The sequence below is a fragment of the uncultured Kiloniella sp. genome, from assembly GCF_937128705.1.
Lineage (GTDB): Bacteria > Pseudomonadota > Alphaproteobacteria > Kiloniellales > Kiloniellaceae > Kiloniella.
Genome location: NZ_CAKZMP010000082.1, coordinates 1 through 24,273, shown reverse-complemented (window position 1 = coordinate 24,273; position 24,273 = coordinate 1). Strand labels below are relative to the sequence as shown.

22 protein-coding genes are annotated in these 24,273 nt (G+C 45.6%); 9 read left to right on the top strand and 13 right to left on the bottom strand.

Annotated features, from left to right (window positions below; genetic code table 11):
* Together Q0241_RS04985 and Q0241_RS04980 are read left to right on the top strand one after the other, a co-directional pair.
* On the top strand, positions 1-1,078 hold a 1,078-nt coding region (locus Q0241_RS04985), incomplete at its 5' end, for an efflux RND transporter periplasmic adaptor subunit (protein WP_299374040.1).
* Entirely contained in the window at positions 1,075-4,281 is a 3,207-nt protein-coding gene (locus Q0241_RS04980) for an efflux RND transporter permease subunit (protein WP_299374038.1), read from the top strand. The genes Q0241_RS04985 and Q0241_RS04980, both read left to right, overlap by 4 nt.
* A 56-nt stretch (positions 4,282-4,337) precedes the next feature.
* Here the strand turns inward: Q0241_RS04980 and Q0241_RS04975 are convergent, their stop codons facing one another.
* The 4 genes from Q0241_RS04975 to Q0241_RS04960 form a co-directional block, all read right to left on the bottom strand.
* Positions 4,338-4,931, bottom strand: coding sequence for a CDP-alcohol phosphatidyltransferase family protein (locus Q0241_RS04975; protein ID WP_299374036.1), 594 nt, complete (start codon positions 4,929-4,931; stop codon positions 4,338-4,340).
* Positions 4,932-4,960: 29 nt separating this feature from the next.
* Entirely contained in the window at positions 4,961-5,785 is an 825-nt protein-coding gene (locus Q0241_RS04970) for a phosphatidylcholine/phosphatidylserine synthase (RefSeq protein WP_299374034.1), read from the bottom strand.
* Positions 5,785-6,483, bottom strand: a complete 699-nt coding sequence (locus Q0241_RS04965) for a phosphatidylserine decarboxylase (protein WP_299374032.1) — start codon at positions 6,481-6,483, stop codon at positions 5,785-5,787. Before Q0241_RS04965 ends, Q0241_RS04970 begins: the two co-directional genes overlap by 1 nt.
* A 138-nt stretch (positions 6,484-6,621) precedes the next feature.
* A complete protein-coding gene (locus Q0241_RS04960; RefSeq protein ID WP_299374029.1) occupies positions 6,622-7,800 on the bottom strand; it encodes a LysM peptidoglycan-binding domain-containing protein in 1,179 nt (392 codons plus the stop codon).
* A 306-nt stretch (positions 7,801-8,106) separates the two neighbouring features.
* Here Q0241_RS04960 and Q0241_RS04955 point away from each other — a divergent pair, with 306 nt between their 5' ends.
* The 5 genes from Q0241_RS04955 to Q0241_RS04935 all read left to right on the top strand — a co-directional run bounded on the left by Q0241_RS04955 (position 8,107) and on the right by Q0241_RS04935 (position 12,244).
* Positions 8,107-8,691: a TIGR00730 family Rossman fold protein gene (locus Q0241_RS04955; protein WP_299374027.1), complete on the top strand. Its 585-nt coding sequence runs from the start codon at positions 8,107-8,109 to the stop codon at positions 8,689-8,691.
* A 106-nt stretch (positions 8,692-8,797) separates the two neighbouring features.
* Entirely contained in the window at positions 8,798-10,012 is a 1,215-nt protein-coding gene (locus Q0241_RS04950; RefSeq protein WP_299374025.1) for an NADP-dependent isocitrate dehydrogenase, read from the top strand.
* Positions 10,013-10,017: 5 nt separating this feature from the next.
* Complete coding sequence (locus tag Q0241_RS04945; protein ID WP_299374023.1) at positions 10,018-10,563, top strand: peptidylprolyl isomerase; 546 nt, start codon at positions 10,018-10,020, stop codon at positions 10,561-10,563.
* Positions 10,564-10,751: 188 nt separating this feature from the next.
* The gene (locus Q0241_RS04940) at positions 10,752-11,240 is read left to right on the top strand and encodes a peptidylprolyl isomerase (protein WP_299374020.1); all 489 of its coding nucleotides are present in this window, start codon (positions 10,752-10,754) and stop codon (positions 11,238-11,240) included.
* A gap of 161 nt (positions 11,241-11,401) precedes the next feature.
* Complete coding sequence (locus tag Q0241_RS04935; protein WP_299374017.1) at positions 11,402-12,244, top strand: mechanosensitive ion channel domain-containing protein; 843 nt, start codon at positions 11,402-11,404, stop codon at positions 12,242-12,244.
* An 87-nt stretch (positions 12,245-12,331) separates the two neighbouring features.
* Here Q0241_RS04935 and Q0241_RS04930 read toward each other — a convergent pair whose 3' ends face one another.
* On the bottom strand, positions 12,332-12,835 hold the full coding sequence (locus tag Q0241_RS04930; RefSeq protein WP_299374013.1) for a methylated-DNA--[protein]-cysteine S-methyltransferase: 504 nt from the start codon (positions 12,833-12,835) through the stop codon (positions 12,332-12,334).
* Between the two features lie 127 nt (positions 12,836-12,962).
* Between Q0241_RS04930 and Q0241_RS04925 the strand changes: the two genes are divergently transcribed.
* On the top strand, positions 12,963-14,177 hold the full coding sequence (locus Q0241_RS04925; RefSeq protein ID WP_299374010.1) for an MFS transporter: 1,215 nt from the start codon (positions 12,963-12,965) through the stop codon (positions 14,175-14,177).
* A 96-nt stretch (positions 14,178-14,273) separates the two neighbouring features.
* Here Q0241_RS04925 and alaS read toward each other — a convergent pair whose 3' ends face one another.
* On the bottom strand, positions 14,274-16,928 hold the full coding sequence (alaS, locus tag Q0241_RS04920; RefSeq protein ID WP_299374008.1) for an alanine--tRNA ligase: 2,655 nt from the start codon (positions 16,926-16,928) through the stop codon (positions 14,274-14,276).
* 260 nt (positions 16,929-17,188) lie between these two features.
* Between alaS and Q0241_RS04915 the strand changes: the two genes are divergently transcribed.
* Positions 17,189-17,719, top strand: a complete 531-nt coding sequence (locus tag Q0241_RS04915) for an invasion associated locus B family protein (RefSeq protein WP_299374006.1) — start codon at positions 17,189-17,191, stop codon at positions 17,717-17,719.
* 91 nt (positions 17,720-17,810) lie between these two features.
* Here the strand turns inward: Q0241_RS04915 and recA are convergent, their stop codons facing one another.
* The 7 genes from recA to Q0241_RS04880 form a co-directional block, all read right to left on the bottom strand.
* Positions 17,811-18,881 carry a recombinase RecA gene (gene recA / locus Q0241_RS04910; RefSeq protein ID WP_299374004.1) on the bottom strand — a complete coding sequence of 357 codons (1,071 nt, stop codon included), beginning with the start codon at positions 18,879-18,881 and terminating at the stop codon, positions 17,811-17,813.
* Positions 18,882-19,073: 192 nt separating this feature from the next.
* Positions 19,074-21,425 carry a PAS domain-containing sensor histidine kinase gene (locus Q0241_RS04905; protein ID WP_299374002.1) on the bottom strand — a complete coding sequence of 784 codons (2,352 nt, stop codon included), beginning with the start codon at positions 21,423-21,425 and terminating at the stop codon, positions 19,074-19,076.
* A gap of 153 nt (positions 21,426-21,578) precedes the next feature.
* Positions 21,579-22,640, bottom strand: coding sequence for a flagellar biosynthesis protein FlhB (gene flhB, locus Q0241_RS04900; RefSeq protein WP_299374000.1), 1,062 nt, complete (start codon positions 22,638-22,640; stop codon positions 21,579-21,581).
* A gap of 42 nt (positions 22,641-22,682) precedes the next feature.
* Positions 22,683-23,441 (bottom strand): flagellar biosynthetic protein FliR, encoded by a 759-nt coding sequence (locus Q0241_RS04895; RefSeq protein WP_299373998.1) that lies wholly within the window; start codon positions 23,439-23,441, stop codon positions 22,683-22,685.
* A gap of 3 nt (positions 23,442-23,444) precedes the next feature.
* On the bottom strand, positions 23,445-23,711 hold the full coding sequence (gene fliQ, locus Q0241_RS04890) for a flagellar biosynthesis protein FliQ (RefSeq protein ID WP_299373995.1): 267 nt from the start codon (positions 23,709-23,711) through the stop codon (positions 23,445-23,447).
* Between the two features lie 46 nt (positions 23,712-23,757).
* Complete coding sequence (gene fliE, locus Q0241_RS04885) at positions 23,758-24,069, bottom strand: flagellar hook-basal body complex protein FliE (RefSeq protein WP_299373992.1); 312 nt, start codon at positions 24,067-24,069, stop codon at positions 23,758-23,760.
* Positions 24,070-24,090: 21 nt separating this feature from the next.
* Positions 24,091-24,273, bottom strand: a 183-nt coding sequence (locus Q0241_RS04880; RefSeq protein WP_299373989.1) for a flagellar basal body rod C-terminal domain-containing protein, incomplete at its 5' end; no start/stop codon positions are given.

The following is a 24,273-nucleotide window of genomic DNA, read 5'->3' as shown; positions in this document are numbered from 1 at the left end:
TTCTGAAACTAGTGAAGCAGGACAACCTGAGATCAAAAAGCCCCCGGTTAATCTTTCTGTCGACGCAAAAATACCTTCCGTACGCGTCCAAAGCCAAACAGCAGTCCCCTACACTCGTTATTTGACAGTGCGCGGCAGAACCGAAGCCCTTCGGACTGTCGAAATAAAAAGCGAAGCAAGTGGGAAGATCATCGACCTGGCTGTCAACAAAGGTGACACGATCGAAGCAGGAAAGCTTGTTGCCAAGCTAGACGTCAATGAACGTTCTGCTAAAGTGCAGGAATTCAAAGCTTTGCAAGAACAACGTGCTATTGAATACAAAGCCGCAAAGCGTCTCTCTCAAAAAGGTTTTAAAGCAGAAACAAAACTTGCTGCCAGTAAAGCATCACTGGAATCAGCACAAGCTGAATTAAGACGTGCACAGGTCGATCTTTCAAACACACTTATACCTGCCCCCTTTACGGGTGTCTTGAATAATCGCACAGTGGAAATTGGTGAGTACGTCGATGTAGGCGATACGATTGGTACAATTGTTGACCTGTCAACAATACTCGTGGTCTCAGACGTGAGCGAGAGACTTGTGCCCTTTATATCTGTTGGACACACGGCCAAGGTACGTTTGATCACAGGGCAAATTATCGAAGGTAAAGTTAAGTATATTGCTTCGATGGCTGATGCAACGACCCGAACTTTTCGCATCGAAGTCGCCGTCCCCAATCCTGAATTCAAAATTGCAGATGGTATTACAGCAGAAACTGTACTTACCCTCAATAGCATGCAAGCCCACAAAGTATCGCCGGGCATCCTGACCATCAATTCCGACGGCGCAATTGGTGTAAAAACACTGGGCCCCGACAATATTATAGAATTCAGAGAAGCCAGTATTCTTGAGAACACAACGAATGGCTTGTGGCTTGGCGGCCTCCCTAAGGACGTTACCTTTGTGGTGATTGGCCAAGAATTGATCAAGGACGGTCAGGAAGTAAAAGCAATTGATGCTGACACTCTCAAAGAACTGAAACCAATAACTTCATTAAAACAAGACCGAGAGACGACGCCTGGAGCAGAACAGTCATGACCAATATCATTTCTGGTGCTCTCGGACGCTCGCGCACAGTAATACTGGGTCTGATCCTCGTTCTTATAGCCGGCGCAGTGTCTTACGTCACAATACCGAAAGAAGATAACCCGGACATCACCATTCCGATCATCTACGTCAGTATGCATCACGAAGGAATCTCTCCGGTTGATGCTGAACGCCTGCTGCTCAAGCCGATGGAAAAAGAGCTTCGTAGTATCGAGGGCGTGAAAGAAATGCGATCTAGCTCTTTTCTTGGCGGCGGTAATGTCGTCATGGAATTCGAAGCTGGTTCAGATATTGACCTTGCGCTAACGGATGTCAGAGAAAAGGTCGACATTGCCAAAGCAGAACTCCCCGATGATGCAGATGAGCCATCTGTGCACGAGGTTAACCTCAGCTTGTTCCCCATCTTGGTTGTCAATTTGTCCGGTGACGTTCCAGAGAGAGCATTGCTTGCCATAGCCAAAAACCTACAAGACAAGTTGGAATCCATTCCAAATGTTCTCGAAGCCAAGTTGGTCGGTGACAGAGATGAATTGATCGAAATTGTCGTCGATCCCCTTGTTCTTGAAAGCTATAACCTTGACGCTAACGACATTATAACGGCCGTGGGAAAATCCAACCTTGTTGTTGCAGCAGGATCTTTGGATACAGGCCAAGGCCGTTTCGCAATTCAGGTCCCTGGCTTGTTCGAGGACACTACAGATATTTTAAATATGCCTGTAAAAGTCAATGGCGATGCTGTTGTTAGGGTCAAAGACATCGGTATTCTTCGGAAAACATTTAAAGACACAACAGAGTACGCCCGGGTCAACAACAAGCCCGCTTTGACCATGGAAATATCAAAGCGAACAGGCACAAATATTATCGAAACAATCGAACAAGTCCGCGCAGTTGTCAGTCAACAACAAACCTTGTGGCCTGAATCTATTGACGTTTCCTACAGCCAAGACCAATCAACTGGTATCCGTACCATGTTACAGGACCTGCAAAACAACGTTCTCTCTGCAATTATTCTTGTTATGATCGTTGTTGTCGCTGCTTTGGGATTCAGATCTTCCATTCTTGTTGGAATTGCCATACCAGGATCTTTTCTTGCATCGATTATGATCCTTCATGCCGCAGGATTAACGGTCAATGTTGTGGTGCTCTTTAGTTTGATTCTATCGGTGGGCATGCTGGTTGATGGCGCTATCGTTGTGACTGAATTTGCAGACCGCAAGATGAGCGAAGGATTGCCGAGAAAAGAGGCATACAAGCAAGCAAGTCTGCGCATGGCATGGCCGATCATAGCATCAACGGCAACCACCCTAGCAGCTTTTGCCCCTCTTATTTTCTGGCCCGGCATAATGGGCGAGTTTATGAAATTCATGCCCATAACCCTCATCGCAACCCTAAGTGCTTCCTTGGTTATGGCACTGATTGTCGTTCCAACGATCGGTGGATTAATTGGGAAAGCCGGCGGTGCTGCAGATAAAAAGTCTATGGAAAATCTGGCGGCATCAGAAACCGGTGATTTAAATGCGGTAACGGGTTTTACTGGTCTTTATATCAAACTGATGCATTTGGTCCTCAAAATTCCGGGCACAATTGCAACACTGACTTTTGCCTCACTAATCGGCGTCATTATGCTCTACAGCAGTTTTGGCAAGGGTGTCGAATTCTTCCCGGATATTGAACCTGATAATGCGGTTCTTCAGGTCCGCGCCCAGGGCAACATGTCCATTGATGAACGCGATCACCTTGTCAGACAGGTTGAACAAATTGTGCTTGATCTTCAGAACGAAAGGCATGAGCTACATAATATTTATGTCAGCACCAATGCAGAGAGTTCAACAAGCAGCGAACAGCCAGAAGACGTAATTGGTAACATCCAGATGGAATTTACCGATTGGTTCAACCGACGATCGGCAGATGAAATCCTAGCAGAAATTCGCGAACGAACAGCCATTTTGGGTGGCATTTCTGTAGAGCCAAGAAAAGAAGACAAAGGACCATCGTCCGGAAAGCCAATTCAGATAGAAATAGCATCAAGCGAACCTAGTCTCGTTTACCCCTGGGCCAATAAAGTTGCGCACCATCTAAGAGAAGCGAATGGCTTTGTCGATATAGAAGATGGCCTGCCAGTCCCCGGCATTGAATGGCGCATTGATGTTGACCGTGCACAAGCAGCGAAATTCGGTGCAGACATTGCCTTGATCGGTAGCTACATCCGAATGATTACGAATGGAATGAAACTTGGTAGTTATCGCCCGGATGACAGTGATGAAGAAATTGATTTGGTCGTTCGTCTTCCCCGAAGCAATCGGAACATTGAACATCTAGATCAAATCAAAATACAAACAAATGCTGGATTGATCCCTATATCCAATTTTATTACGCGGACAGCCGCACCAAAAGTTGGTGTTATCAACCGTGTGGACAGCCAACGGGTTGCAACGGTAAAATCCGATATTGCCCCCGGTGTTCTGGCTGATGATAAGGTCAAGGAATTAACCGAATGGATGTCGTCGCAGGAACTTGATCCCCGGGTAACAATTCAGTTCAAGGGAGAAAACGAAGATCAACAGGAATCTCAGGATTTTCTGGTAAAAGCTTTTGGGGTTGCCCTTTTTATGATTGCGATCATTCTGGTAACGCAGTTCAACAGCTTCTACAGTGCGTTCCTTATTCTGTCAGCTGTGATCATGTCAACAATCGGCGTTTTAATCGGTCTTCTAATCACCGATCAACCCTTTGGCATTGTCATGTCAGGCATTGGCGTGATTGCACTGGCAGGTATTGTTGTGAATAACAATATCGTTCTCATAGATACCTTTGATTATGTTTCGACTAAATTCAAAGATCAGAAAGAAGCGATTATCCGTACAGGTGCACAGCGCCTCCGCCCCGTAATGTTGACAACAATCACAACTATTCTTGGTCTGATGCCAATGGTTCTCGCGACCAACATTGATCTGATCAACAGAACGGTTCAAGTCGGCGCCCCCTCTACACAATGGTGGACTCAATTGGCCACAGCAATTGCATTCGGCCTTTGTTTTGCAACTATTCTCACGCTTGTGATTACCCCCTGCTCTTTGATGGTCCGGGTAAACAGCCGAAATCTTGTAAACCGTCTTAAAGCAAAATTTAAAAAGGATGACACACCATCTGAACCAGAAAACTCAGACGATGAAAAGGCGATACCAGCCGAATAAAATGGGTAGATATTTTTCCATCAAAAAAGCCGGTACTTGTTACTGGCTTTTTTGATTTAATCGTCAAAAAGACTAAGAGCTGCGTGTATTCTGAAGCTGGTCGTCAACCAGCATAGCGCGCCAAAAAACCACGCCATCAAGGCAAACTTATCCGGCCAGAGACATAGAGCGAAAAAAAGCAGAATGGTCTCAGTCCCCTCGGTCAAGCCACCAAGATAGTAGATACTTTTTTTTCCGCGGATATCAGTGGAAATATTTTTCTTAGCGGCAACGATGGCAAAAGATAAAAACGACGCCCCGGTTCCCATAAATGAGAAAATAAGGAATGCCGCTGCCAGCCCATTTTCTTCAGGCATCGCCAAGGCAAAACCAAAAACAACAGCCGAATAGAAAATAAAATCGAGGGTGATATCAAGATACCCCCCCAGATCGGTGATACCCTGTTTTCTGGCAACAGCGCCGTCCAGACCGTCACAAAGCCTGTTAAAAGCAATCGCTATTATAGCCAGATAGTAAGATTCGGTGGCAAGCGCAGGGACGACGAGCATCCCCCCAACAAAGCCAATCCAGGTTATTTGATTAGCGCCCAGCCCTGAACGTGAAAGAACCTCCCCTATTTTATCAAGGGGAGGGTCAATTTTCGTTCTCATCCAAGCATCAAACATAACGCGCCTGAAACTTATTCTTTTTCAGAAGTTGTATCGTCGGTTGACGTTTTCTCATCCTCGGAATCTTTTTCTTCCTGAGCCAACATTTTCTTACGGGTTGCCTGATAAGAAAACTGGGCCAGAATGATAGAAACCAGATACCCGATGCCCGCAACACTTAGAAAAACCCAAGGCGTGCTGTATAAGAACATAATACAAACAGCAAAGCCCAACAGGACAAGACCAACATACCGTCTTGGGATGCGAATACGTTTGGATGAATAGGTCGGGATTGTACTGACAAAAAGTGCGCCCACAGCAACCAACATCACACCATTCAGAATAGACGAGCGAAAAATATCATCGCCCAGTTCGAATGACAGGACAACAGGAATAAGCACAAGCCCTGCGCCACAAGGGGCAGGAATACCTGTAAAAAACTTGGATGCCCATGGAGGAGGATTTTCATCCAGCAAGCTGGTGTTAAACCGGGCTAACCGCATACCACAACAGACCGCAAAGAAAAGAGAAACAGCCCAAGCAAGTCCACCTGTACCATCCATTGCCCATAGATAAATAACCAACGAAGGAACAACACCAAAATTGACAAAGTCAGCAAGTGAATCAAGTTGTGCACCAAATTCACTTGTTCCCTTCATCAAGCGGGCAACGGGGCCATCCAAACCATCAAGTATCATTGCAACAACGATACCGATAACAGCCAGTTTCCAGTTCCCCTCAAGCGCCGCACGGATCGCAGATAAACCCGAACAAAGTGCCATCAAAGTAATGGCGTTTGGTATCAGGCGATTTACAGAAAATCCATGAAGTCGACGACGACGCTTGAGACCAGACATTAGCGTACCTCTGTTTCGCGTTGTGATTCATCAGACAGAAGATCGGCAATCACAGTTTCGCCACCAATCATTTGCTGCCCAACAGAAACAAGCGGCGCAACACCGTCTGGTAGGTAAATATCTGTACGGCTGCCAAAACGGATCAGACCAAAACGTTCCCCCGTTTTAACTTCTTGTTCCAACGTCAGATTACAAATAATACGGCGCGCGATCAGACCAGCGATCTGAACAAACGCGATCTCTTTACCGTCATTGGTTTCCATTTTGACGGACATGCGCTCATTAAGCTCGGAAGCTTTATCAAGTGCTGCGTTAAGGAAAGCACCATGATGATAGGCCAGCTCTGTAATTTTACCTGCAGTCGGAACGCGGTTAACGTGCACATCAAAAACACTGAGGAAAACAGAAACACGCATTCGTGGCTCGGTCCCCATATTCAACTCAGCGGGTGGAACTGCCGTTTCAACGGCACTTACGTGCCCATCAGCAGGACTGACAACAAGGCCTTCACGAACTGGCGTCTGTCTTTCCGGGTCCCGGAAAAAATAAGTACAGAATGCTGCGATGATTAGCCCGACTATTGCCAAAGGCTTCCATATCAAAGCAAATCCAACACTTAGCGCAAGTGCGCCGCCGACAAAAGGCCAACCAGCTTTATTAATAGGCACTAGAATGTGCTTCAGCACTGCCGTCTCCATTCAATATTCTAACAATAAGTGACGTAGCTCTGTATTCGAAGTATGAGCTACATATAACATTTGGGCTGTAATACTGTATTACGAGGTCCAATGTAAGGTATTTTCCGAAAATCTCTTAATTTTACGTCGAATTATGACTTAATTTTCTTTGGGAAGGACAAAAATTTGCCCTGGATAAATCAAATCCGGGTTTCTGATCTGATCCTGATTTCGATCAAAGATAACAGCATAACGCGCGCCCTCTCCGTAAATAGCACGTGAAATACGCCACAAACTATTACCCGGTTGAACAGTCACAACTCGTTCATCAGGAAGGGATTCAACTTTACCCGATCGTGAGAAGGGTATTTCGACACGCGCGATCACTTTCCCTTCGCCATCAACCTGATCAATGCGGAGTTGATGTAATCCTTCTTGAACATTCTTTTCTGCTTCTACAGTCCAGCGCCCTTCTTCATCTGTAACACCCTGCCCCACAAATTCGTTGTTTAAATAACCAACAACCTTTTGTCCTGGCTGTGATGTTCCACCGATAACAGTTTGACCCGCATCGTCATAATCAACGCTATCCAGCGCCAGATCTCCATCTTTGATGCCTTCGTCTTCTATCTTTTCGGGAAGCTGTATCACTTTTGATACGCCGCCCTTTTCTTCTGGCACAAGAACAGCAAGCGCAGATTTATCCCCGACGGGGACATCAACAATCGCGACTTCAGCAGATTTGAGTTTTACGCCCTCTTCTTCATTATTAACCTGCAACCCCAGTTCATGGGCCCCCGGTGCGAGCGGTGTCTCTAGAACATAGGCCCACTGACCATTTTCATCGGCCTGTACACTTCCAAGTAAGGTTGTTCCATCCACAATGCGTACATCGCTCCCCGCGGGCGCCCTGCCAGCGAGAACGGTATCCCCCGTCTTTTCAACCCTAATCACATCAAAAGACAGAGACGGGTCAACAATTACTGCCGTTGCTTGTTCCTCATCAGAAGATTGTGCCTCGGAAACATCAGTTTCTATTTCTGCGACAGATTCTTCAGCCTTTTGGCTCTCCTCTGAGTCTTCAGATGAAGAAGTTTCAGACTCACTTACTTGCACCGTATCACTTGTTGCAACGTTATTTTCGGTCGCTACTGGCTCGGAAGTATTCGGTTCCCCAGAAAGTTTATTTACAATCTTTTTAGGAGCATCCTTTGAAGAACCCGTGCTATCCACGACCACAGTAGAATCAGAATCATCATCCAAGACATACCAAATCGAGACACTGCCCCCTAACAGAACGACAACGGCTACGAGTGAAACAATGAGGGTACGGCTCAAAGATGCCTCCTAAGATCTCTATCTTGACTGATACTATTCAATAGCCAAAGCGGGTGGGAAATTTCCCCGCAGACTAACATTCTTCTAACTCTAGGTTAAGTCCTTATGGGAAAAGAACAAGAGCTATGACATTTTTTAGACAACAAAAAATGTCATAGCTCTTGTTCGTCTGCCTTTTCCAGATGATTGCCATTGTTCAAACTAAAGATATAATAAGAACATCGGCACGTCGAAGAGGGTCCAGCCCTGTTATCTACGTGCCGTTTTGCAACTCAGCACAAAAATAATAAGAAAAGGAATTTATCAATGACCAACATTAAATCTATCTGTGTTTATTGTGGTTCATCAAACCTTGTTAGCGATGAACATCTCGCAAAAGCCCATCAGCTAGGTCGTATGGCAGCAGAAAATGACATTGAAGTTGTCTACGGTGGCGGTCGTGTTGGGTCAATGGGGCGGGTCGCTGATGGCGCTTTGGCTCATAATGGCACCGTAACAGGGATAATACCTGAATACCTAGATAAACTAGAAGTTGCACATAAAGACGTAAATGAATTGATCGTTGTTGATTCCATGCATACCCGTAAAATGGCAATGTTTGAACGCTCGGATGCCTTCTGCATCTTGCCTGGCGGCCTGGGAACTCTGGATGAATTTTTCGAAATTGCGACCTGGAAACAGCTTGGCATGCATGACAAACCTTTGATCGTTGTCAATTTGGAAAATTTTTGGACCCCGCTTTTGAACCTAATCAACCATCAAATTTCCGCAGGTTATCTAAGGCAAAACCCTGATGATATATATAGCGTTGTCAACAACATAGAAGAAGTATTCACCCAACTAAAAAGTATGCCAGAGAGCAATATTGAAACGGATCTCAAGCAACTTTGATATGAATTGTTATTCCGAGTTATCTTGCACTGCAGCGAAAGACTGTTATTTTCCTCTGTGAGTTCCCCAAATTATACGAAACAAGCCGACAAACAAGGAGGCGAACATGTCCAAAATTAAGGTTAAAAATCCAATCGTCGAACTCGATGGCGATGAGATGACACGGATCATCTGGGAAAAAATTAAACAAAAGTTCATTCTTCCTTATCTTGATGTTGATCTGAAATACTTTGATCTTTCCATCGAAAGTCGTGATGAAACCGACGACCAGATCACTGTCGATGCCGCCAATGCCATCAAAGAGCATCGCGTTGGTGTTAAGTGTGCAACAATCACACCTGATGAAGCACGTGTTGAAGAATTCGACCTGAAAAAAATGTGGCGTTCGCCAAACGGAACCATTCGTAACATTCTTGGTGGTACTGTTTTCCGTCAGCCAATTATCATGGAAAATGTTCCACGCCTAGTCCCAGGTTGGACACAACCAATTGTTATTGGACGTCACGCGTTTGGTGATCAGTATAAAGCAACTGACTTCCTTGTTCCTGGCGCAGGTAAACTGACCATGACCTTCCAACCAGAAGACGGTGGTGAGCCAATTACCCGTGAGATCTTTGAGTTTCCGGAAGCTGGTGTCGCAATGGGCATGTACAACCTGGATGAATCCATCCGTGGCTTTGCCCGTGCTTGCATGAACTACGGCCTTGATCTTGGCTGGCCTGTATATCTGTCGACAAAAAATACCATTCTGAAGGCTTACGACGGACGCTTTAAAGATCTGTTCGAAGAAGTTTATCAGACCGAATTCGCTGATAAGTTTGCGGCAAAAGGTATTTCCTATGAACACCGTTTGATTGATGACATGGTTGCAGCAGCCATGAAATGGTCTGGTGGTTTTGTATGGGCTTGTAAAAACTATGACGGCGATGTTCAGTCTGATACTGTTGCACAAGGTTTTGGTTCTCTTGGCCTAATGACATCAGTTCTGATGACACCCGATGGACAGACCGTAGAAGCTGAAGCAGCGCACGGTACAGTGACACGCCACTATCGTCTGCACCAGCAAGGCAAAGACACATCAACAAACCCAATCGCTTCTATTTTCGCATGGTCTCGCGGCTTGAAATTCCGTGGACAATTTGACGAAACGCCGGAAGTCGTTGAGTTTGCAGAAACACTTGAAAAAGTTTGCATCGACACAGTTGAATCTGGAAAGATGACAAAAGATCTTGCGCTTCTGATCAGCCCTAATCAAGATTGGTTGACAACAGATCAATTCCTGGATGCGATCGATACTAATCTACAGAAAGCAATGAGCTAACAAATATGCCAAAAATCCTACGTAATTTACTTGCTGGCCTTCTTGCCTTGACCTTTGCGTCAACAACTTCACAGGCTGCAGATCCTGAAAACACACTGGTAATAGAACTTAAAACCGGTAACGTCTTCATCGAGATGCTTCCCAACCTTGCCCCAAACCATGTGGCGAGAATCAAAGAGCTGACACGCGAGGGCTTTTATGATGGCATTGTATTCCATCGGGTAATCGCAGGATTTATGGCACAAACCGGTGACCCTAAAGGTCTTGGTACCGGTGGATCTGGTAAAAAACTAAATGCTGAATTTTCCCGTGAACCTTACGTTCGTGGTACTGTCGGCATGGCACGTTCCCAAAGCGAAAATTCTGGGGACAGTCAGTTCTTTATCATGTTCAAAAGAACGCCGTCGCTTGATGGAAAATACACTGTATGGGGTAAAGTCATACAGGGTATGGAACATGTCGATACGATCAAAAAAGGTGCCCAGGGCAGCGGTAAAGTTAGCAACCCAGACAAAATGATTTCTGTAAAGGTACTTGCTGACATTCAGTAGCTACCCGCCCAGAAAACTCAAAAAAAGCGCTGTAATCCCAATGGATACAGCGCTTTTTATTTTCGAGAAGAAGTATGAACGCCTCTCCTCTTTTTGAATTCCTATCCCCATAAAGATGCTACCTTGCAAAAGTACTCTCAAATACCTATTTTGCTGTTAGTTTATCACACTTATTTAAGGCCTAAGCCATGACAGAAGAAACAACACCAGATCTGGAAAACACTCTCGTTATCGAACTTGAAACGGGTAAAGTAACCATCGAAATGCTTCCCGATCTAGCCCCAACACACGTTGCTCGTATAAAAGAACTTGCACGCGAAGGCTTTTACGATGGCATCGTATTCCACCGTGTTATTGACGGTTTCATGGCGCAAACAGGTGATCCAACCGGAACGGGTACAAGTGGCTCAGGCAAAAAGCTGCGCGCAGAATTTACACAAGAACCATTTGAACGTGGTGTCGTCGGCATGGCCCGCGCACAGAATCCACATTCTGGCGACAGCCAGTTCTTCATCATGTTTGACAGTGCGCCATCACTTAACGGCCAGTATACAGTCTGGGGCCGTGTAACCGATGGTATGGAACTGGTAGATGGTATCAAAAAAGGCGCTCCGGGCAGTGGTGCTGTTGATGATCCTGATCGTATGTTATCCGTCAAAGTCCTTGCCGATATCTGATAAATTTCCCTACCCCTAGAAGGATATCCCCCCTGTCGAAGGTTGGTATTTTTACTAGGTGATTTTTTTAAACCCTCGCTGTATTATCCACAGCGGGGGTTTTGTCCAATGAGGGTTTATCCGGGGGACAGCCTGTAATCTTAGAAAGAGGAACTTTGGTTGTGACAATCACCGAAGAATACACACAGCTTGTAGAACAACTTACACAAACAGCATTAGATTTCTCTTTGGAAATTTTGGCCGCACTGGCCATACTTATTGTTGGTATTTTTGTCGCCGGGCGTGTTGCAAAATACACTGAGAAGCTACTAACCAAGTCAGGAAAAGTTGATACGACCCTGAAACCTGTCATCGTAAAGATCATCCGTTATACAATTATGGTCTTTGTATTGATTGCTGTTTTGGCCCGTTTCGGTGTTGAGACAACAAGTATTATTGCTGTTCTTGGAGCCGCCGGTCTGGCAATTGGTCTGGCTCTGCAAGGAACAATGCAAAACATCGCCGCTGGCTTTATGCTGCTTTTCCTTCGCCCTCTTAAAGTTGGTGAATTTGTTGATGCCGATGGTATTTCAGGAACGGTAGAAGAAATCAGTCTGTTCATCACACATATGACCACAGTTGACGGATTGTACCTTTCTGTACCTAATTCCAAGCTTTGGTCTGCAACTGTGACCAACTACAGCAGAAACAGTAAACGCCGTACAGACATGGCAATCGGCATTGGTTACGGTGACGATATCGCAAAAGCAGAGAAAGTCGCTTTAGCTGTACTTTCTGGCGATGGACGCGTTCACAAAGATCCAGCTGCACAGGTTATCATCAGCGGTTTGGGTGAAAGTTCTGTCGATCTGAATATCAGATACTGGACAGACAGCGGAGACTATTGGCCTGCGTTGAGTGACAATCGTCGGGCAATTAAAGAAGCCTTTGACAAAGAAGGCATCTCTATCCCGTTCCCACAACGCGATTTACATATTATTTCTGATGTTAAAGCTAAGGCGTAACCTTAGAAAAGATTAGACGAACTAATAAAGGCCGCTACATGCGGCCTTTATGACGTCTGCTGCATATCGTTTAGTATCACCAAGATATCAAAGCTGTTCGTGTAGCAATAACGTTTTTTTACGTTCTAACCCGCCCCCATACCCCGTCAGCGATCCATCTTTCCCAACAATGCGGTGACAGGGAATAACAATAGAAATTGGATTTAAAGCGTTCGCTGCTGCCATGGCACGGACGGCTTTGGGTTTGCCAATTATAGACGCCATAGAGCTATAGGTCTCCTTTGCTCCAAAGGGGACTTTGCACAACGCAGCCCATACTTGTTTCTGAAAATCTGTCCCGCCTGTATCCATGGCCAAGTCATCGAAAGCTGTTGGAGATTTAGAAAAATAATCATCCAGCCGCATATCCAAATCAGACAGCCCTGAAATTTCTTCCAACAACAAATTTGGAAAGCGTCTATTCAACAGCTTCCCCCACCGATCCTGACAATCCGTGAAATCAAGGTGGCAAAGGATATTATCGTTATAAAATGATAGAATCTGGCCAATAGGTGATTCATATCGTGAATAAGAAATCAGATCTTGTAACATTACAAATACCTTATAATAACTTGATCTCAACACAAGATCGTGATTTCAAAACAAAGTTCCTGTTCGACAAATTGCGATCAGCTCAATACTTTGTAAAATATCAATCTTCTTACCCTACCAGAGACACATGACAAGTAATTCTGATAAATGGTTTTCCCTAACGATACTTGCCCTTTGTCAGGTTGCTGCAATGGCACTCTGGTTTTCGGCATCCGCTGTCCTCCCCTCATTAATAGAGGAATATAGCCTCACATCTTTCCAGCAAGCGCTTTTCACATCTGCAGTTCAGGTTGGGTTTGTGGTTGGTAGTCTGTCTTCTGCCCTCTTTGGCTTGGCCGATCGATTACCGCCTAAACTTTTTTTCCTTGGCTCTGCAATCATTGCAGCCTTGGCAAATGCTTTACTACTGATCATAGAACCAACCCACACAATTGTGCCGCTCCTTCGTTTTATCACCGGGGTTTGTATGGCTGGAATTTATCCCGTAGGCATGCGGATGGCCGCAACCTGGGCAAAAGGCGATATGGGTCTTCTTGTCGGCCTTTTGGTCGGCGCATTAACTCTTGGATCAGCCTCCCCACATCTATTCAATGCAATCGGCGGCATTGACTGGCGCTTTACAATTGCAACAGCTTCGGTTTGCGCTATTGCCGCTGCAATTGGCATCCTCTTTTTCAAAATCGGACCTGCGTATACTAAAGCACCCAAATTTCATCCACGGCATATTCTCTCTGCCTGGAATATCAAATCAGTTCGTCTGGCAAACCTTGGCTATCTAGGGCATATGTGGGAACTGTATGCAATGTGGGCTTGGATCGGGATATTCCTAACCGCCAGCTTTTCGCTGACGATGGAAAGTACCGTTGCCCACAATCTTGCCAAGCTGGCAACCTTTGCCACAATGGCAGCAGGGGCTATCGGTTGTTTGGCAACAGGTTACTTAGCAGATAAGCTCGGACGAACCACATTAACCATTATAGCTATGTTAATTAGCGGTATCTGCGCTTTAACGGTTGGCCTTCTATTCGGTGCTTCTCCCATATGGCTGACATTGCTCTGTGTGCTGTGGGGTATCTGCATCATTGCAGATTCAGCTCAATTTTCAGCATCCGTCGCGGAATTATCCCCGCCTGAGATCGTAGGCACAATGCTGACACTCCAAACATCATTAGGGTTTACACTCACCCTAATCACTATTCATTTGATGCCCTATGCCGTTGATCTTCTAAGCTGGCACTATGCCTTTGCTCCCTTAGCCATTGGACCGTTTCTCGGCGTTTGGGCCATGGCAAAATTGCGCCAACATCCTGACGCCCTGAAACTTGCCAATGGGAAAAAATGATCTTGATAGATTTGCTACGAACAAAACATCTAAAGACATAAAAAAAGCTCCGCAGCCTTCATAGCTGCGGAGCTTTTATCTTGAGCAAAATACTAATCAACCAAGCAACGTTTCGATTGCCTGTATCGCATCTTGAGCTTTCGAAGCGTCTGGACCACCGGCTTGCGCCATATCGGGGCGACCGCCCCCGCCTTTGCCGCCAAGAGCCGCAGAACCAGCACGAACCAAATCAACCGCAGAAACCTTGTCGGTGAGATCATCCGTCACGGCAACAACAATAGAGGCCTTACCATCAGTATCTGCAATCAGAACAATAACGCCAGTACCGATTTGTTTCTTCAACTCATCTGCTGTTGGTTTAAGGTCTTTTGGCAAAACGCCTTCTAGAACCCGAGCAGCAACTTTGATGCCGTTTACATCCTTGAATTCGGCATCACCTGATGCGCCACCGCCACCAGCGGCAAGCTTACGACGTGCATCGGTCAAGTCACGCTCCAGCCGCTTTCTTTCTTCCAAAAGCGATGTTACACGTGCTTCCAATTCAGCAGGTGAGGCCTTCATTGCCGCAGCAGCAGCAGCCAGTTGGGTTTCCTGTGCGGATACATAGTCCAGTGCAGCCTGACCTGTCACCGCCTCAATACGACGAACACCAGAAGCAAGCGCCGCTTCGGACACGATTTTAAAGAAACCAATATCTCCGGTTCTTCTAACATGCGTACCACCACAAAGCTCAGTCGAGTAATACCCGCTGCCAGTAGAGCTGTCTGAACCGCCCATGGAAACAACCCGGACTTCCTCACCGTACTTCTCACCAAAGAGAGCCATCGCCCCTTCTTTGATTGCCTCATCCGGGGTCATCAGACGGGTAGTAACCGGATCGTTGCGACGAATGTAATCATTCACTTCGCGTTCAACAGTCGCAATATCATCTGGGTCCAAAGGCTTTGGCTGGCTGATATCAAAACGAAGACGTTCTTTTGCCACTAAGGATCCTTTTTGCGTTACATGTGTCCCCAAACGTCGGCGAAGAGCTTCGTGTAACAGGTGCGTCGCAGAGTGATGAGCACGCAGGGCAGAACGACGAGACACATCTACCTTCATTTCCATCGCAAGATCGACCGAGATTTCACCACGGGTCACTTTACCGATATGAATAAATAAATTGCCCAGTTTTTTCTGTGTATCGCTGATCGTAACTTCCGCACCTTCGGCAGAGAACAACAGGCCGTGATCCCCTTGTTGCCCACCACTTTCACCATAGAACGGTGTCTGGTTTGTGATAACCATCACCTGATCACCAGTCTTTGCAGTAGAAACTTCGGCACCATCTTTTAGGATTGCCAGAACCTGGCCTTCGGCTGTCTCCGTATCATACCCAAGGAACTCTGTTCCACCGACACGTTCTTGTATTTCAAACCAGACTTTTTCTGTCGCAGCATCGCCGGAACCGCTCCAAGCCTTACGTGCAGCAGCACGCTGCTGTTCCATAGCCGCGTTGAAACCTTCGGTATCAACTGCTTGCCCCTGTCCACGCAAAACATCCTGAGTCAAATCAAGCGGGAAGCCATAGGTATCGTAGAGCTTAAAGGCAACTTCACCATTAAGCGTACCCTTGTCACCTAACTTGTCCGTTTCAGCTGACAGTAATTTCATGCCCCGATCCAGAGTTTGACCAAAACGATTTTCTTCCAGTTTCAGGGTTTCTGTGATCAGAGCTTCTGCACGGGTCAATTCAGGGAAAGCAGTCCCCATCATTCCAACCAGAGACGGAACCAACTTGTAGATTGCCGGATCTTTAACACCGAGTTTATGAACATGGCGCATGGCACGGCGCATAATACGACGTAGAACATAGCCACGTCCTTCGTTAGACGGCAAAACCCCATCCGCAATCAAAAACGCGGTCGAACGAAGGTGGTCAGCAATAACCCGATGAGAAACGGCATGATCCCCGTCCGCATCGACACCAGTCTCGTGCGCCGAAGCTTCAATGATAGTGCGAAGTAAATCAACATCGTAGTTATCGTGTTTGCCTTGAAGAACAGCTGTAATGCGTTCTAGTCCCATCCCGGTGTCAATTGACGGCTTAGGCAGATCGACCCGCGTCTGGGCATCAATCTGTTCATATTGCATAAACACGAGATTCCAGATTTCAATAAATCTGTCGCCGTCTTCATCCGGGCTACCCGGAGGGCCACCAAAAATGTGATCCCCGTGGTCATAGAAAATTTCTGAACAAGGTCCACAAGGTCCTGTAGGACCCATCGACCAGAAGTTATCACTTGTCGAGATCCGGATAATACGATCGTCGCTCAAACCAGCAATTTTACGCCAGAGAGCCGCCGCTTCTTCGTCTTCAGAATAGACCGTGACCAACAGTTTTTCTTCGGGAACACCATATTCTTTTGTGATCAGGTTCCAGGCATGTTCAATGGCCACATCTTTGAAATAATCACCAAAGGAAAAGTTCCCCATCATTTCAAAGAAGGTGTGGTGCCTTGCCGTATAACCTACGTTTTCGAGGTCATTGTGCTTACCACCTGCGCGTACACATTTCTGCGAGGTTGCCGCGCGGCTATAGGGACGTGTCTCGTTACCGGTAAAGACATTTTTAAATTGCACCATACCTGCGTTGGTAAACATCAACGTCGGATCATTTCGCGGTACCAGTGGCGAAGATTCAACTGTTTGATGACCATGTTTTGCAAAATAGTCGAGAAAGACCCTACGGATCTCATTGCCGGTAATCATTTTAATCACTTACCCTAAAACTTGGACAGGACGCATTCTTTTCACAATAGAATACGGAAAATCTTATCTGCGGTTTTAACGTGCTGCCAAGGCTCTGTCTAGACTTCGCTTGCAGCATTACAATTTCCCTGCCTCAACCTTCACACAACCCTTATTATAACTTGCCTTTAATTTTCCATGATTATTCGATATAGCTAGAACACATATCTTGTGAATCAACATTCACGACCATTAATTTAGTAAACTGGTAATCTAAAACCATGGCCTTTATAAATACCGGAAATATTTTCAAAACTGTTGCCAGCTGTTGTCTGTTTCTGATAGCAACGTCCTCCATTGCCACGGCCCAACAACAGGCACCACAACGGTCAACCGAACGTTTTGGGAACTGGGCCGCGCATTGTACGGTAAATGAGCCCCTTACGTGTTACATCGTTCATAATGTGACACTCGGCGACAACCCTAGCCCTGTGCTGAATCTTGCTGTTGGACGGCCAGACAATAATACAGCTGGTATCACCACTCTTATTCTAACCTTACCATTAGGCATTCGCCTGCCCGAAGGTTTTTCTCTTGAGGTTGGGCCACAGCTAAAAAGACAATATCCTTTTATCCGTTGCTTAAGAACAGGCTGCCAGTCTGAAATACAGATTGATAATGAACTTCTAAATACATTTAAAAGCCAAAATGAAGGGCGAGTTGTCTTCTTTGATGCAGTCAAAAAGAAGATTGCGATCCCCTTCTCTTTAAAAGGTTTCACAAAGGCTTTTGGACGAGTTACCAATCCATAATTTTTGGGGTGATAATTCAAATCAAATTTATACACCCAAAGAAAAAGGAGCCTGCTGCAGGCTCCTTTTTTGTTTTCTAAACGGAAGAGAGTTAAGCGTCCTCTGTTTCGTCTTCTTCTTTTCCTTCAAGCATTGCGTTTGCAACAATTCCTGCATTTTTACGCACAGCAGTTTCAATTTTCTTCGCAACTTCCGGATTGTCCGTCAGGAATTTTTTAGCATTCTCACGCCCTTGCCCAATGCGCTGTCCATCACAAGAGAACCAAGCACCGGCCTTTTCAACAACGCCGGCTTGAACACCGAGATCAAGCATTTCACCCGTTTTGGAAATACCTTCACCATACATAATGTCAAACTCAACCACCCGGAATGGAGGGGCCATTTTATTTTTAACAACCTTCACCCGGGTTTGGTTACCGGTAATATTTTCACGATCTTTAATCGCACCAATACGGCGAATATCCAAACGAACGGAAGAATAAAACTTAAGTGCGTTACCGCCTGTTGTCGTTTCCGGATTACCAAACATCACCCCACTTTTCATACGAATCTGGTTAATAAAAATCACCAGCGTACGGGACTTGGAAATCGAGCTTGTCAATTTACGCATCGCCTGACTCATCAAGCGTGCTTGCAAACCAGGAAGAGAGTCGCCCATATCCCCTTCGAGTTCAGCTTTAGGAACCAAGGCAGCCACGGAATCCACAACCAACACATCCAATGCGCCAGAACGTACCAATGTATCCGTAATTTCCAACGCTTGTTCACCGGCATCAGGCTGAGAAATCAGCAACTCGCTGACGTCAACTCCAAGTTTATTTGCATAGGCAGGATCAAGAGCATGTTCCGCATCAATAAAGGCACAAGTGCCACCAGCTTTTTGTGCTTCAGCAACAACATGCAGGGCTAGGGTTGTTTTACCGGATGACTCCGGTCCGTAAACTTCGACAATACGCCCGCGTGGTAAACCACCTATGCCTAGGCCAATGTCCAATCCCAACGATCCCGTGGAAATAACTTCGGTCTCAACTGCCTTTCCCTCGCCCAGTTTCATGATCGAGCCTTTACCAAAAGCGCGTTCAATCTGTCCCAGGGCTGCATCTAATGCCTTTTGTTTGTCCACCGTGCTATTCTCCACTAACTGTAAGACGTTTTGTGCCATCGTTGCCTCCCTTATCCCACAGGCTCACACTTGCTGCAACGAGAACAATGTACCCTCTTTGTTCCCACCAAGCAACAAAAAAGAACATTAAGGGAACACTCTTATACAAAAGAGCCTATTCTCTTTAGTCAAACAGACATAAGCTATTGCTGCCTAAGTATGTATATCCAGAATGAGAGCTGTAATACACCGTTATTGCGCGGCAAGAACATCCTTAACTTTGGAAGCTAACTGTTTCAAGCTAAAGGGCTTGGGTAAAAATTCAATAGCAGAATCTACATCCAACGACTTACGAAAGGAATCTTCCGTATAGCCGGAAATGAAGATAACTTTTAGATCCGGATGCGTTTTATAAAGCGTCTTGATCAAGGTCGGTCCGTCCATCTTTGGCATCACAACATCTGTTATGACCAGATCAATGGTTTCCCCGTCTTGCTGAAGAATCTCAAGTGCTGCTTCACCCGAATTCGCCTCAAGTACTTTATAACCTTTGTTCTCTAATGCCCGCGCACTAAAGGACCTCACAGCATCTTCATCTTCGACCAACAGAATATTCCCCCGCCCGGTCAAATCCTGTGCTTTTGGTATTTCAGCAACAAGCTCTTCCTGATCTTGCGCATCTTCTTGGAAATGCGGCAGCAGTAAAGAAAAAACAGTTCCCTGATCCGCGGTTGAATCAACAAAAACAAAACCACCCGACTGCTTCACAATACCATAGACAGTGGACAGTCCCAGCCCGGTGCCTGCCCCAACTTCTTTAGTTGAGAAGAAGGGGTCGAAAATACGGTCGATAATTTCAGTCGGAATACCGTGTCCGGTATCTTGCACCTTTACCAGAACATAATCACCGGGCGGGATTTCCTCGCCTTTAACTTTATAAGGGGCATCAACCATCACATTTGATGTGATAATTTCCAAAACTCCCCCCTGATCCATAGCATCACGCGCATTCACAGCAAGGTTAATAATAACTTGCTCTAATTGCCCCTGATCAGCCTTCACATCTCCCAAATCACGTCCATGTGTGATGCGTAGCTCAATGGTTTCACCAATGAGGCGACGTAAAAGGTGGGCAAGCTCAGCAATAATATCCGTTACATTCAAACGTCTAGGCTGAAGCGTTTGTTGACGAGAGAAAGCCAGTAACTGACGCACCAGGTTTGCCGCCCGGTTCGCGTTTTGTTTAATCTGCATAATATCTGCAAATGATTGATCACCCGGGCGATGACGTAAAAGCAGTAAGTCTGAAAAGCCAATCATCGCCGTTAGCAGATTGTTAAAGTCATGCGCAATGCCACCAGCCAGTTGGCCAACGGCCTGCATTTTTTGTGATTGTGCGAACTGGGCTTCCAGACTGCGCTGTTCAGTCGTATCCGTAAAATTCAGAATATACCCACTTGGCAGTCCGGAATTTTCATCCACATGCGTAACATTCATATTACAAACAGTATCGGAATTTCCGGTAAGGTGTACTTCCATAGCCTTACGTTCATAAGTCGTTGCAGAGACCAAAGCGTCTCGGACAGCTTCCCGTTCTTCATCACCAATCAAAGAAAGAAGTGGTTTTCCTTTAACTTCCTCTGCTATCGCCAACAGTTCTTGAAACGCCCTGTTACTTTCCGTAATGACACCGCGTTCATTCAGCAAAACGATACCAACCGGGGCCTCATTAAAGAATTTACGGAATCGTTTTTCTGACTGCTCCAGCGCCGTTGCCATTTCACGCTCTTGCGTCAAATTCCGTACAACGGATCTTGTTCTAAAGCCCTTATCCCCACTACCTTCCGCAATATGCTGACTGATCGCTGCAAGAATGCGCTTTTCCCCATCTGCTGTTTTAAGAAAAACTTCTCCAGATCGGCTCTCCACATCCTCAAAGGGATGATAGGCTGGAACCTTGTCTAAAGTAGCATCAGCAACAATATCATGAAGCTTGATTTGCCCGCTTTCCAGTTCAGATGATGAATACCCCAACCAATCGGTCAAAGTCTGGTTTGCGAAAAGAAACGAACCATCCGCATCTACAGAGAAAAAGCCAATTGGCGCATTTTCCAAAAGATCGACAAAACGTTGCTGCTGGTCATTAATGACCTTTTCCATTTGACGACGCATCGTAATATCGTCGACGAACCAGAACACATACCCCGGTCGATTTGGTAAGGGATAGGCCGCGACATGGCGCCATTGAACATCGTTATGTTCAGGTCTAACCCCCGGTATTTCAATCTCGACATGTCCTGAAACACCATTCTTGGCATTAAGCTCGAGAGTAGCCAGCTTGCGCCCGATTTCTTCATCACCATTACTCTCATCAAGAATCAAATCAGGAACAGCCCTAAGATCACCGCCAAAAAAATCTTCAAACGCTGGATTTGCAAAAAGGCACTTTCCTTTAGGATCCACAATCTGTCTTGGCCTAGGAACTGCTGCAAAAGCGTACTGACGCAAAGCAAGCATCTTTCTGTATCGCCAGACAACAAAGCCAAGAGCAAGTATGATCAGAGCTAAAAAGCTACAGATTGCGATCCAGATAGTAGGTGACACTTCCCTGCTTCCCCCACGAAATGTCTTCTTTTAAGACCACAATTAGGGCCCTAGAAAAGAAACAATAAGACAGTAAATGAAAGATTAACCCGAAAATCGTTTAAAAACAAACAGGATAGCTTAAGAAAGGTTCTCGATTACAAAGAACTCTTGTTATTTTTTGAGTTTCATAACGTAACCAATGATTTCGGCGACTGCTTTATAGTGTTCTGGCGGGATCTCTTGATCAATCTCGACCCCGGCATAAAGTGCACGTGCCAAGGGGGGATTTTCCATCACGGGAATTTTATTTTCTTCGGCGACATTTCGGATACGAAAAGCAACAGCGTCTACCCCTTTTGCAGTAAGTTTAGGGGCCTCCATCATCATCCCGTTGTATTCTAGCGCAACCGCAAAGTGCGTCGGGTTCGTTATGACGACATCAGCATTGGGAACAGAGGCCATCATTCTCTGGCGGGCCTTTTCCATTCGTAATTGACGCAGGCGACCCTTGACCATCGGATCACCTTCGCTCTGTTTTGATTCGTCTTTGACTTCCTGCTTCGTCATCTTGAGCTTTTTTATATATTCAAAATATTGATACAGATAATCAAGCCCCGCAATTACGGCCATTACAGCAACCACGGCGATCACGATCAGGGTCGCCCAATCCAGAAGTGTTATTGTCATCTGCGCCACATTAAGTTCTGAAAGTTGGGGCACGACAGAACGTTTAGGCCAAAGAACAAAGCCAATGATTCCGCCAACAATAATAAGTTTGGCCAGACCTTTGACTAAATTCATCACTGACTGAAGAGAAAAAAGTCGTTTGAATCCTGCAAGTGGTGAGATCTTACTTAACTTCGGGGTTAACGATTCAGATGATATCAAAAAACCGTGCTGCATTAACCCCGATGCAATTGCAAACGCAATCATGATAACAGCAGGTGTAATAAAAAGAATGCCAACATCTTTGATGAGAGAGGTTGTCGCCTCAAATATGTGTCCCGTTTCAAGCCTTATTGTATCTGGTCGCTCTAAAAAAGTAGCAAGCGTTGCTCCCAGTTCTTGGCTAATCCAGACAGAGAAAAAACTGAGAAACAACAAAAAACCAAAAAATGAAAACCAAGAGTTCAATTCTTGAGACTTAGGGACATCACCTTTTTGCCGTGCATCAGCTAATTTTTTCGCGGTTGGTTCTTCTGTTTTTTGGGACTCATCACTATCATCGGACATGACACGTCCTCTTTATAATTGAGAGACAAATAGATGTGCCCATCATTTCACAAACACCATCCAATGCTCTTCTAGGCTAATCATATAGACTTTTATCATGACTGGCACTGAAAGGAATAAGACAGTGATTCCCATTGCAACTTGAAGCGGCATCGCCACAAAAAACACCTGCATTTGCGGCATTAATTTCGCGAGTAATCCCAAGCCTAGAAAAAATATCATCCCAACGACAATAAAAGGAGCCGCCATTCGTGTCGCCAGAATAAACGTATCACCGACAACCCGAGCAATCATGTTTGAAAAATCACCCGTCGGTAATATCTGGCCCGGGACAAAAAGCTCATAACTATCTACCAAGCCAAGAATAAACAGATGATGGATATCCAAAACCATAATCAACACAATAGCAATCGCGGTTAAAAATGTGCCCATAATTGAAGCTTGTTGAGCAGAAACAGGGTCTTGAATCAACGCGTTTGCCAAAGAAGACATTGTCGCTGCAATCATGCCCGCAGATGCCGCTGCACTTAAAAACATCCTTGCAACGGTCCCCATAAAAAAACCTATCAAAGCCTCACTAAAAATTAGGAATCCCAAACCGGAGATTTGTTCTGGCATAGAGGGAATACTAGAGGCTATCAACGGGGCAACAACCAGAGTGATTAAAATAGCTAACGCTAACCTGGCCCGGGGAGGAACATATGATTCCCCAAAACCTGGCAACAGAATCATAGCACTGCCAATACGCGTGAAGACGATTAATACGATATATACGCTAGAAGGAAGTAAATCATAGAGCATGACTTAACCCAGGGCGACTATCTTATCCATAATTTGTTCAGTAAAATTCCCAAGTGTTTGCGCCATAAACGGCGCCGTCGCAACAAGCGTTAAGCTAATGATAATCAGTTTGGGAACAAAGGTTAGCGTCATTTCCTGCAACTGCGTTAAAGCTTGGAACAGGGAAATAATTAACCCAACCAACAAAGCAACTGACAAGGTTGGTGCACTCATTTTAAGCATGACCCAAACGGCTTCTTTACCAAACTCAATGACGTCTGTTTCACTCATGCCCCACCTGTGAAAATAATGTTCTGTTATGTACTAACTAGCCAAATCAAATTGGCATTCTCAAAATTTCCTGATAGGCCTGAACAACCTTGTCACGCACAGCGACAACCGTTTGCAACGTAACCTCTGCTTCTGACATCGCGGTCACCACGTCTGTTACATCCGCTTTACCAGCCGCAGCCATCAACGTTTTATTTTCCGCCGTTTGCATTGTACCCAAGGTATCCGTCGCAACATCTCGCAATGTTGACGCAAAGTCGTCGCCAACAGGATCAGATTTTTCTTTTTTTCCAACAAGACCTTTTTCAGCAGCCTGATTATAAGCGTTTACAGCATCAACAAAATTTACAGCCATCATCTAAATCCTCTTACGCCTATTCTACTGAAGTATTTCCAAAGTACGTTGCAACATACTTTTCGATGCTTGGATTGCCTGAAGGTTTGCTTCAAAACTTCGTTGTGCTTCGCGCATATCCGTCATTTCGATTAACGAGTTCACATTGGGTTGAAGCACATACCCATCTTCGTCAGCTGCCGGGTGTCCCGGCAAATATTCTCTTTT